Origin of the sequence: Algoriphagus ornithinivorans, assembly GCF_900115305.1 — a bacterium.
Lineage (GTDB): Bacteria > Bacteroidota > Bacteroidia > Cytophagales > Cyclobacteriaceae > Algoriphagus > Algoriphagus ornithinivorans.
Genome location: NZ_FOVW01000017.1, coordinates 1 through 11,485 on the forward strand (window position 1 = coordinate 1; position 11,485 = coordinate 11,485).

The window sequence follows — 11,485 nt, forward strand, 5'->3', positions numbered from 1 at the left end:
AGCTCCTTGATCCTACCTTTTAATACCTGAACCCTATTGTCCTGACTGTCTTTTTCCATAACCATTCTTGTCCCCTTCTTCAAGGTAGTCGAATATTTGTAAAGCCAAGTATATACAGTCTGTTTTCCGCCTATTCCGTATTCACGAACAGCCTGGAGAACTGTTAACTCTTTCCGTTCTATCTGACCTACAATCTGCCTACGCAAATCCTCACTGAAAATCCGCTGAGCTTTAAGTTGAAATCTTTTTGTCATCTTATTTGGTTTATCGTCCCAACAAAATGTGTCAACTTTTTTCAGGCATTGTCAGAAGGTGGGAGACGGAAGACCGAAGATGGGAGAAGGAAGACCAAAGACCTTGCCTGTTGCTCAAAAATTACATTGAAGTTCAACCCTAGCAAACACCGGACATCTAACACCGGACACTTGACACTAAACCAAGTCAACCCTAATCAAGTCAGAGCTTTTAAATGCTTGTTTTTCCAATCCTTTGCTTCTTAACCAATCCAAAAAGGTTTGCACAGAATCCAAATCCATTTTTCCCCAAGAATCCTCATTGCCCAAATGAGGAGCTGAATAGTTGAGGCATTTCATCAGATCTATATCGGCATCATTTTCAGCCAAGTGATTTTTTAGAATGGCAATGGCTTCCTGCGGATTTTCTTTGGACCAGAGAAACCCCTTTTTGCTGGCTTGAAGAAATTTAGCATAGAGATCAGGTTCCAAGTCGATTTTCTCCCTGCTTCCCGCAATCACAGGCGAATAGGAGTAGGGGATACCATAATCACTCATTTTGAAATAATTAAACTCATAATTCATTTTCGCTGCCACTACACCTTCCCAATTCATAAAAATCCAGGTTGAGTCTGCATTTCCTTCAATCAGCCTGTCCCAAATGCCTAACTTTTCAGGATAGCTTATTTTCAAATCTCCTTTTCCACCATCATTCTTGATCATTTCTTTGACAATAGCATCTTCATACTTTGCCTCATAAGAAGCGTAAACTTTTCCATCCAAATCCTTGGGGGAATTTATATGGCTGTCTTTTCGAACAGCAATAGCACTCATGTCCTCCTGAAAAATGGCAGCTATTCCTAAAAGGGGAAAGCTATTTTCCTTGGTTCTATAGCTGATCAAGCTTTCCATGGGACAAAGAGCCAGATCAGCTTTACCTAATTCCACCTTTTTGGCAGGAGTGAGCGCATAATTGTCTTCAGAAGGACTGATCAAATTCACATCCAAATCATATTCCTTAAAAAAGCCTTGATTTTGGGCAACAAAAAAGCCGATATGATTGATGTTTGGAGTCCAGTCGAGTACAAGGTTGATTTTCCTCATATTGAAAATTCTTTTAGGTTTTGGGAATAAAAAAAGATCCACAATAAAGTGAACCTAAAACTAAAAGCACTGCCTTTCAAAAAGGTTTGAAAAAACCCAAAGAAATGGAGAGAAGAAAAGGACTTTTATTAAATGAATATGTTATTATCCCTAAACTGAATTTACATTTCCAAACGGGGAAAAAGACACTAATCCAAGTGAGGGATTTATACTTTTTCATGAAAACAACTTTGTTTTAAAAATCGCTTTCATACCCTTCCTTGTTTTTCTGGAATTGCTGAGATTTTTCTTCTGCATACCTACGGCATGGTAGAAATAAGCTGTGACTTTTCACTACCTAGCTTAGATCCCTTCGGGATTATTTGGAACTAGTAATCTCCAATGATTTACCGAAAGTCGCGAAGCAACAATCGATTTTATAGCCAGAGATTTTAATCTCTGGAAATCTTAAGTTGATAATAATAAATTGAAAGAGTCCCACAGGGACGGCCGATATTGAATGTGGACTAATGGTGCCTCATTTTCCTTTCAGCTGAGCTGTATCTAGAGTATATCTCTCCCTAAATTTAATTTCTATTTCCAAAGAAAAGATGGTCTTCAATCTCGCCGTAGGCATATCTTGTTTAATATCTTCTATTCCAATATTTCGCCGCAGGCATATTTCTTTTTATTTCCACTGTATTTCTTGTAAACCCCATTTACTGAATAGAAATCTGAGTTCCAAGACTGGTATTCGAACTTCCACCTACATAAATGTCAAAAGCCCCTGGCTCTACGATGTAATTCCCCTGATTATCATAAAAACCCAAATGACTTTCATCCAATTCAAATGTGATAGTTCGAGTCTGGCCTGCTTCAATCAGTGTTTTTTCAAAAGCCTTCAGTTCCTTGTTGGGTCTGGTCACAGATGCTACGATATCATGAATATAAAGCTGAACCACCTCTTCACCCGGTCGCTCACTTTCATTTTTTACATCTACAGAAACAGTCACTTTTCTTCCTTCATTGGAAACTTTCAGGCCGGAATAGGTAAAATTACTATAGCTCAAACCATGTCCGAAAGGATATAAAGGATCATTGCTGATATCAGAATAATGGGACCAGAAAACCACATCACCTCCCGGAGGAGTTGGTCTTCCTGTACTTTTTTGGTTGTAATAAATGGGCAACTGTCCCACAGATCTTGGGAATGACATAGGTAGCTTACCGGAAGGATTATAGTCTCCAAAAAGCACTTGTGAAATCGCATTGCCACTTTGACTTCCCAAATGCCAAACCTGAAGTATGGCAGGGATATTTGCATCAGCCCAACTCAAATCCAGCGGACGACCACTCATATTGACCAATATTGATTTTGGGTTAACCTTTTGGATTTCCTCCATCAACTCTTGTTGCAGTCCCGGCAAACCAATATTAGACCGACTTCTTGCTTCCCCTGATTGAAAACCATTTTCTCCCAAAACCAAAAGCACTACATCCGCATTGGCAGCCACTCTTTTTGCTTCCGCAAAACCACTTCTGTCATCCGTATTGATTTTTACTTCCGTGATAAAAGCCGTAGGACCAATGATCAAATCAGCTCCCTTCGCATATTGATAGCTGTTTCCCGGATAGTTTTGCAAGCCTTCTAAAACCGAAACAGCAGAATTGCTAACTGCCTCTGCTCTCCAGTTGCCAATCGGGCTATCCTTATCATCAGCGAGATCACCAATCACAGCGATTCGCATTCCCTCTTTTTTCAATGGAAGAATCTGCCCTTCATTTTTTAGCAGAACAATGGATTTTTTGGCCATTTCCAATACTCCCTGAATATGCTCTTCACTTCCAATGATCTCCTTCTCTCTTTCATCATTGCAATACTTGTAGGGATCATCAAATAAGCCCAATTCGTATTTGATTCTCAGAATTCTCCTAACAGCGTCATCTATCAGTTTTTCATCAACTTCTCCCGATTCGACCAACTTCTTTAATTCATTCAAATAGATATAAGACTCCATGTCCATATCCGAACCCGCAGTTACAGCATAGGCGGCAGCAGCAGCACTATCAATCGCAAATCCATGAGGAATCATCTCAGCGATAGAACCCCAATCTGAAACCACAAAGCCATCAAATCCCCATTTTTCCTTGAGTATTTCTCTTTGTAAAAAAGCATTGCCGGTGGCCGGAATTCCATTCAAATCATTGAAGGCATTCATAAATGTTCTTGCCCCGGCATCCAAAGCAGCTTTGAAAGGAGGTAAAATGATATTGTACAAAGTTGAGGTGCCTACATCCACCGAATTGTAATCTCTACCGCTTTCGGAAAAACCATACCCTGCAAAATGCTTCACACAGGCAGCCAAGGTCAAAGGATCCGAAAGATCTTCTCCCTGATATCCTTTCACTCGGGCAATGGCAATCTGTCCACCCAAATAAGGATCTTCTCCAGCACCTTCCATCACTCTTCCCCAACGTGCATCCCTGCCAATATCTACCATGGGAGCAAAAGTCCAGTTGATCCCAGCAGCGGCAGCCTCTCTGGCACCTATTTCGGAGGATCTACGGATGGCCTCCATATCCCAACTTGCAGCTTCTGCCAAAGGAATGGGACTCATGGTCTGAAATCCATGAATCATATCATAGCCTATAATCAGAGGTATGCCTAAGCGACTTTCTTCCACTGCGATTTTTTGTACTTTTCTCACTTCTTCCACTCCAGTCACATTGAGCATGGAGCCTACCAAACCCTTTCGAAGATTTTCATACTTCATGGCCGCAGCGCCTTCTTGGGGAGTGGGTCCAGTTATTTCCCAGAAACCATTGTACTGGTTCATTTGACCTATTTTCTCCTCCAAAGTCATAATGGACAGCAAACTGTCAATTTTCTCTTCATAAGGGCTTTCCGAAGAGCTGGAACTTGAGTTGCTGCCTGAGTTGCAAGCAAAAATCAAAGCAAGTAAAAGGAAGAAGGGTATATTTTTCATAGCTAGCTTGGGTTCAGAATAATATTGGGGTAAACATTAATTACTTCTCATCCTAAAATTCATCAGAAGCCAAATTCTCTTTGATAAGTGGGCTTAAAGACCGAAGACCGAAGCTTGCAGTAATTGTACTTCAAGCCGATTTCTAAGCCTTTTAAAATGGTCACGGGTGAAAAATGGATATGCTTAAAATTAGAAGTTTATTTTGAAAATAGGATAGAATAGCCTCTAAACCAAGAGGAATAAACTACATCAAAAATTCATCAGGAGATTTCGAAAGGCTCTATATGAATCAAAACATGACCTAACTCAGGTATTTCTCTTTTCAAAGTATCCTGAAGCTGATGGGCGATATCATGCCCTTCTCTTACGGTCAGATTTCCGTCCACATTGGCATGCAGGTCCACATGATATTTCATGCCGGCTTTTCGGATGTAGCACTTCTCGGTTCCATTGACTCCCTGCACTTGGGAAGCAATTCTTCGGATTGTTTCTGTTAATTCTTCATGATTATCCTCATCCATGACCTCGCCCAAAGCAGGTCGGAAGATATTGTAGCAGTTGTACAAAATAAAGGCTACCGCAATCAGGGCTGCATAGTCATCTGCAACTTCAAATCCTTCACCGCCAAAAATCGCAATCAAGATTCCTATAAAAGCAGCCACGGAAGTAATCGCATCACTTCTATGATGCCAGGCTTCGGCTTTGAGGGAACTGCTTTTGAGTTTTTTGCTCCTGTTATTCACCAACTGAAAGGATATTTCCTTCCAAAGGATAATAGCTCCCAGTACCCATAAAGTCCATGATTTGGGGCTGGGATGTGGGGTGAGGATATTTTGTACAGCTTGGTAGGCAATGGTGGCGGCAGAAACAATCAGAAAACCAACCACCAAAAAAGTGATTAAAGGTTCTGCTTTTCCATGCCCATAGGGATGATTGTCATCGGCTGGTCTTGCGGCATATCGAATTCCTATCAGGACCAGGATACTGGCAAATACATCCACGACAGATTCAATAGCATCAGCGATCAGGGCAAAAGAATTTCCGAAGAAACCTGAAAAAAACTTGATTACTGCCAGCGCAGCATTGCCAAGCATACTAAAAATCACTGTTCGTATTGCCAGATTTTGTCGAGCCATGGGGCGAAGGTAGTGATTAATGGAATTATTGTGAGTGCAGTAATCGTGTAATTGGGAGGAGGGAGCTAGTTATTGGTTATTGAGTTATTAGGGGATGAATAATCGAGTAATTGAGTAATTGTGCAATTGAAAGAGTGGTTGTTCAGGGTTCAAGCTCGCAAGAATGGTCTGTCAAAATGTTTAAGGTACTCATTCCCCTCGTACCCCGAGATCTTTCAGGGCGTTAATCGAAAAATCGATCTTCATTCAACGGATTTGATCATTTATCATGCGAGTTTAGATATCATAGTAAAAGGTATTCATGCTATTTTTATTTTAAAATCTTGGTATAAAATTCAGATTTTGAATATTTTGAGTCTTGTTTTTTTGAGTTAAAAGTCAAAATAATAGGTATGGAAGAAAATCAATCCAAGACTTCTTTTTTTAAGAATATGAAGCCAGAACTCTTGATGGCCTCTTTGGCCGTTTTAATTAGTTTTTTGACGCTTTTTGTTTACCTCTACCAATCCAGTTTGATGAAAACCCAGCAAAAAATGTCTGTGTGGCCTCATGTAACATTTGGACCTTCTTGGGGTAGTGATTACCTGGCAATCAATTTAATCAACAAAGGTGTCGGCCCAGCTTTGGTGAAGGGGGTTAGGGTAGCAATTAATGGGCAAAATGTCGATGGAATTGAGAGTTTGATGGAATATGTTCCGGATTCTCTGCAATCTGAATTTAACTATTCCTCCATTTTTCCAGGTCAGGTGATTATGGTAGGGGAGGATATCCAATTATTACAAATCCAAAATCCCAAATCTATTTCGTATTTACTCAATCTACTCCGAGCAGGAAAAATCCAGATTGAAGTCTGCTATTGCTCTATTTACGAAGACTGTTGGATGAGTAATGGTATCTCAGTTAATGAGTCGGAGTGCTAGGACGTTTCGGCCGATAATTTTTAGGAATTCTTCACTCCGCTATTTGAACTAATCTTGATTTTTACTTTCTTGTAAGAAGTTTTTCGTCCACAGAAAATTGGTTTTTTAAGTTGATGTATCCCAAAGCCATTCTCAATCCCATTTATCAGATTACAGTCGTTTGCTGTCGTATAATAGCTCTTGAAATTCTTAAAAGGCAGTTTTGGAGTCCCTAAAGGTTTCGGAGATAATGGATATAAACGCCATGGAAAGGGGAAGTTAGATATATGCAGATGTTAGCAGCAAGGCTAGAGGGACACGAACCAATAAAATGAATCAGTAAAATATGGCGACAATAAATTACACGAAAAGACTAGAAAACATTCAAAGCAGAAAGTTTGACAGAGAATTAAATGAATCTGTTCTTTCTAAAACCTTTAGTTCTAGAGAAATACCTGAAAATGTAAAATACCTTGCTGAATCAATGCGGAAAATAGAGTAAAAGTATAACAACCGAACATATGATGCAGCAAACAGGGTTCAAAAGCACTTGCAAGACAATTTAAATCTACATTTCAATAGAGCTTATAAAACACAGGGTTCTGTAATTACAAACACGAACATAAAAGTCCATAGTGACTTTGACCTACTGACAATTATTGACCGCTACCACTACAATCAACCAGGTGTTGAAAACTCCAGTGATTATACAGAATCAAATCCAGATGATGATATATTAGAACTTAGAACACAGTCAACTAAAATAATGAAGAATATTTATGATGAAGTTGATACAAGTGGTAAAAAAGGGATTTCTATTTTTAATAAATCGCTCAATAGAAAAGTAGATATTGTTTTTTGCTTTTGGTATCACTCAAAGAAATATATCGAGACAAAAGACGAACACTACAAAGGAATTTACCTTTATGAATTTCCGGTAAAGAGAAAAATTCTTGACTACCCATTTGCTCATATTAATAACGTCAATTACAAAGGAGATACAACGAATGACGGTGCTAGAAAAGGAATTAGACTACTTAAAAATCTGAAAGCTGACGCTGATAGCAAAATTGATTTAACAAGTTTTCATCTTACAACTATTGTTCATTCAATTGAAGACAATCATTTGAATTACAACTTGGGGAATGAACTACTGATTGCAAAATCGATTTCAGATAAAATGAACATTTTAATTAATGACCCAGCTCGCAGAAAGGAAGTTAAAAGCCCGAACGGAACAGAAAACCCACTTGAAGACGACAAAGTTGTTCCAGAAATAAAAAAAATTAAAGAAGATTTGGATACATTAATCATTGATACCGCCAAGGAATTGAATAGTCCAACTGTAAAACGAATCTTATTAAATTACTAGCTAATGACTGATTTAAAACCAAAAATATTTATTGGCTCATCAACGGCAGGTTACTCGGTTGCTGAAAGGGTCAAAACAAATTTATCTTCAATTGCTGACTGTTTTCTGTGGCAAGAAAAAGACGTTTGGGAGCCAAATCGTAGCACTTTTGATAATTTAATAAGAATGTCAAACTATTTTGACTTTGGTGTTTTCGTAGCTACCGCAGATGATTTAACACTTACAAATGACAAATTGGTTATTGAAGCTCGAGATAATGTAATCCTTGAAATGTCTCTTTTCTTAGGTGCTATGGGACACAATAAATCATTTCTATTAGTGGAAGAAGGAGTTAAACTACCTTCTGACTTCAATGGGATTTTTATGCCCCGCTTTGACAAGCAAAAAGAAGATTCAATAATTTCTGCTTGTGAAGCATACAAGGCAAAAATTTCAGAACATTATAGTTTAGGACATTTGAGCCTTTATCCAACGACAGCTTTGGCAATTGGATATTACAAAAACTTTGTTGCCGACCTTGTAGAAAGTGTTCAGACAGCTGAAAAGTTAGAGTTCAATGGAATTGAATACACAGACTTTAAGTTGAAAGTAGTTATTCCCTCTGACCTTAAAGGAATGATTAGAGAAAAAGCAGCAATTTTCTATAAACGAAACGGCTTTCTCGCTAATGATATGAAAGCGAAATTCAGGAAACATCATCTATGGTTTCAACTTGACCCTAAAAATGCTCCTACAGCAATTATGTATGATATGCCAAGCACTCTAACAGGAGTGGATGATGCAATTGAACTTATACTGCAAAAGAGTTATAAAGGAAGAACCAAAATGCAGGAAGTTATAGAACAGAAAGAATTAAATAATTTTAGAAGGGTTCTTCAACTTCAAATTGACAGTAGCCCTTTTGCACAGTTGACAGTAGAAATTATTGACGAATTCTAAACTATAATGACGGAAAAACAAATAAGCCCAGCTGCCAACACGGGTTTGGCAAAAGTGGCGGTTCAGTGCTCCGCAGACATATTTGTGGTTAATCAAAGTTTGGTACTCCGCATCAACATTTGTGGTGAAAATCGCCACCTTCGCCAAGCCCTAAAACGTTAGCGGTCATTACAGACAAAGCTTTGCGACAAACCATAAATAAGTTAACTGGAAATGAAAAGTTTAACAATTAAGCGTGTGATTAAGGAATATTCGGTTTCGATATGCCTGGTCATTTCTGTGATTTTAATGGTGATCGCAATCTTAGTTTATCCTGGCGGCTCATTGCTTGACCAAAATTCTACAGGGTTTGACTGGTCTGAAAATTTTTTTAGCAACTTGTTTGAAGTAAAAACGATAAATGGGTCAGAGAACACGTCCAGAATTTGGGCACTTGTTGGAATAGGATTCCATTCGCTTGGTTATGGCATCTTTTTTATCAATATGTCAAAAAAGATTGCTACAGGACACGCTTCTACCACCTTAAAACTTATGGGTGCGTTCAATATATTATTTACATTTTTAATTGCAACTCCCTTGCACGACATAATGGTAACAATATCAAGCACTTTGTTCTTAATTGGCTTATTTTATATTACTGTATTTATCGTAAAGACTAAGCTTCATTTATTTAAACTCGCCTGTATTATTTGCTTATTGACTTTTTACTATACTTTATATTTATATGGGTCAGGCAATTGGGGATTATTAGCCATAATGCAGAAGGTATCTTTCATCAGTTCAATGTTATTAATTTTAGGACTGGAGTATTTTACCAAACAGGGTGACTTTAACCAAATTTTGCCAAGTGGACAAAAAATAAAAGCAACGGACCGCTAAAAATGTATATATGTCCATGTCGAGCAAAAGCTCTCCATGCCACATATAGAGCCTATACCACCCAAGTCCGTTAAATTGTTTTCTCCACCTCGCTCAAACTCCTGAAAAGTTTAAAAACTATTAAAGGCCTTTAGTTATCCTTAATTCGAAAGCTTCTTAGGCATTAGTCTAAAAATAATTTCTCCCTTACTTTTCTTTTCTCCCAACCCAATACAATCCGGTTCCGATTGCTACAAACATGGCGGTCATCCATACGGAGGTCCAGCTGACTTGGAACATCAGCCAGATACAGGCAAGTATTCCTAAAACAGGAATTAGCTTTCCTCCTTTTAAGATAAATCTACCGGGTCCTTTGAATCTGGGTCTAAGAACAGGTACTGCCGCACAACTCATTCCAAATAGAAAGAGTCTTGCTAATACTGTCAAAGCCGCCAAGAAGGTAAAGGAACCCATAGCAGCTAAAGCAAAGGCAGAAATGCCAAAAAAGATCACGGAATTGGAAGGAGTGAGGTATTTGCTATGAACCTGCCCAAACCAAGCAGGTAGGGAGTTTTCCAGCGATAGGGCATAGGTTACCCGGGTTGCAGAAAACATGGAACTGATTAGGTTGGCTATCACGGAAGTTGCCACGCCAATCATTAAGATCACTGCTCCAATTTCCCCGAATAAGGCAGAAGAGGCATCTAAAAGGGGAGTGGTGGAACTGGCCAAATCCGGAATAGCAGCTTGGGAAACCAATTGAATCAGCATATACAAAATGGCCACGATTCCCAAACCTAAAAGCAATCCCAAAGGCATATCACGCTCGGGCCTTTTGGCTTCTCCCGCCGGCACCACAGCCCCCTCAAATCCTACAAATGCATAGATCAAGAGTAATGCGGCCTTTCCTAAATCTGAACCTGCAGGTAGGGGAGAGTTGAATCTGGGAATCACATCTGCTCCAAGCATGGTAAAGCCTCCGAAGATTAAGCCTATCAGCACGGCAAATTTGATCACCGTGAATAGGGTCATGGTTCGGATAGACTCCAAGGAACCCAGCACATTGATCAGGCTTAAACCCAGGCAAGTCACCGCTAGGGAAATCAATCTCCCGCTTCCTTCCCCGGCTATGGGGAAAAAATAGGCTATGCTGTCTGTCAATAAAACTGTATTGGCGGCGAAGGAGATTAATCGGGCTAGGTAATACAACCATCCTCCCTGAAAACCTACGAACTTGCCGAAGGCCAGAGTTCCGTATTTGATTGGTCCTCCAGTTCCTCTAAAGTAGCTCCCCAACTCAGCAAAGCAGAGAATGATTGGAAGCATCAAAAGGGCACAGAATGCATAAATCCAAACGCTGTATTCTCCTGCAAAAGCAGCTGCCCCGCTGGGAAGACCAAAAATGCCAGCTCCAATCAGGCCATTGACAACCAGCATCCATACACCCCAAAGTCCTAGGTTTCTCGGTAATTTTTCTTGGGTTTCTTCAGAGGAAGGGATTTGACTCACAAGTAAAGTTTTTGGTGAAAAACAGAATGGGGAAGATAAACAGAAAGTTGAAAGAATTAAATGCTTTTGGGATACTAGGCTCGTTGCAGTTTGAAAAAAGTGATTTCAGTTGTTCTTAAGCTCGCAGCGACGCAGCGGTTTTTATCTCCCGCAAAGTAAGTAGGCAGTGGCAGTAGGCAGTGTCGTCACCGCAAGGAACGAAGCGGTCTCAACAAGTCTGAATTATGAAGTTCGAAGTCTCAAATATTGGCGTTTAAGAATTAATCTCCCGCAAAGAGTAAAAGAGGCGAAGAAAGTCTAAAAGATGAAATGAGAAGTCTGAAAAGTAGGCAGTGTACATCCCTAAATAACGTTGACCGTTTGGTTCAACATTCATTTATAAATTCCATCGGGCATATATGAGCCAGAGGTTCTTCTCTTGGGCAAACTACTTGGGGGCTCGATGCCCCCGAGTAGTTTTTCTTTCCTT

At 39.5% G+C, this 11,485-nt stretch carries 8 protein-coding genes and 1 pseudogene; 4 read left to right on the plus strand and 5 right to left on the minus strand.

What is annotated here, in order from left to right:
• The 4 genes and pseudogenes from BM073_RS17835 to BM073_RS17850 all read right to left on the minus strand — a co-directional run.
• Positions 1 to 254 (minus strand): annotated as a pseudogene (locus BM073_RS17835) (transposase); the annotation flags it as partial.
• 177 nt (positions 255 to 431) lie between these two features.
• The gene (locus BM073_RS17840) at positions 432 to 1,337 is read right to left on the minus strand and encodes an ABC transporter substrate-binding protein (RefSeq protein WP_091655704.1); all 906 of its coding nucleotides are present in this window, start codon (positions 1,335 to 1,337) and stop codon (positions 432 to 434) included.
• 698 nt (positions 1,338 to 2,035) lie between these two features.
• A complete protein-coding gene (gene bglX, locus BM073_RS17845; RefSeq protein ID WP_091655698.1) occupies positions 2,036 to 4,303 on the minus strand; it encodes a beta-glucosidase BglX in 2,268 nt (755 codons plus the stop codon).
• Positions 4,304 to 4,563: 260 nt separating this feature from the next.
• Complete coding sequence (locus tag BM073_RS17850; protein WP_091655699.1) at positions 4,564 to 5,439, minus strand: cation diffusion facilitator family transporter; 876 nt, start codon at positions 5,437 to 5,439, stop codon at positions 4,564 to 4,566.
• A 392-nt stretch (positions 5,440 to 5,831) separates the two neighbouring features.
• On the opposite strand from BM073_RS17850, the gene BM073_RS17855 reads away from it, so the two are divergent.
• From BM073_RS17855 to BM073_RS17870, 4 genes are all read left to right on the plus strand, one after another.
• Positions 5,832 to 6,359: a hypothetical protein gene (locus tag BM073_RS17855; RefSeq protein WP_091655700.1), complete on the plus strand. Its 528-nt coding sequence runs from the start codon at positions 5,832 to 5,834 to the stop codon at positions 6,357 to 6,359.
• Between the two features lie 529 nt (positions 6,360 to 6,888).
• The gene (locus BM073_RS17860; protein ID WP_139217528.1) at positions 6,889 to 7,710 is read left to right on the plus strand and encodes a hypothetical protein; all 822 of its coding nucleotides are present in this window, start codon (positions 6,889 to 6,891) and stop codon (positions 7,708 to 7,710) included.
• A 3-nt stretch (positions 7,711 to 7,713) separates the two neighbouring features.
• Complete coding sequence (locus tag BM073_RS17865) at positions 7,714 to 8,649, plus strand: STING domain-containing protein (RefSeq protein WP_091655702.1); 936 nt, start codon at positions 7,714 to 7,716, stop codon at positions 8,647 to 8,649.
• A gap of 213 nt (positions 8,650 to 8,862) precedes the next feature.
• Complete coding sequence (locus BM073_RS17870; RefSeq protein ID WP_139217529.1) at positions 8,863 to 9,528, plus strand: hypothetical protein; 666 nt, start codon at positions 8,863 to 8,865, stop codon at positions 9,526 to 9,528.
• 186 nt (positions 9,529 to 9,714) lie between these two features.
• On the opposite strand, the gene BM073_RS17875 is transcribed toward BM073_RS17870, so the two are convergent.
• Complete coding sequence (locus BM073_RS17875) at positions 9,715 to 11,016, minus strand: APC family permease (protein ID WP_245756462.1); 1,302 nt, start codon at positions 11,014 to 11,016, stop codon at positions 9,715 to 9,717.
• Between the last annotated feature and the right edge of the window lie 469 nt (positions 11,017 to 11,485).

What these genes read in the sequence shown, in the direction of transcription:
- BM073_RS17840 (WP_091655704.1), bottom strand. Translation starts at nt 1,337, where the DNA reads ATGAGGAAAATCAACCTTGTACTCGACTGGACTCCAAACATCAATCAT.
- bglX (WP_091655698.1), bottom strand. Translation starts at nt 4,303, where the DNA reads ATGAAAAATATACCCTTCTTCCTTTTACTTGCTTTGATTTTTGCTTGC.
- BM073_RS17870 (WP_139217529.1), top strand. Translation starts at nt 8,863, where the DNA reads ATGAAAAGTTTAACAATTAAGCGTGTGATTAAGGAATATTCGGTTTCG.
- BM073_RS17850 (WP_091655699.1), bottom strand. Translation starts at nt 5,439, where the DNA reads ATGGCTCGACAAAATCTGGCAATACGAACAGTGATTTTTAGTATGCTT.
- BM073_RS17855 (WP_091655700.1), top strand. Translation starts at nt 5,832, where the DNA reads ATGGAAGAAAATCAATCCAAGACTTCTTTTTTTAAGAATATGAAGCCA.
- BM073_RS17865 (WP_091655702.1), top strand. Translation starts at nt 7,714, where the DNA reads ATGACTGATTTAAAACCAAAAATATTTATTGGCTCATCAACGGCAGGT.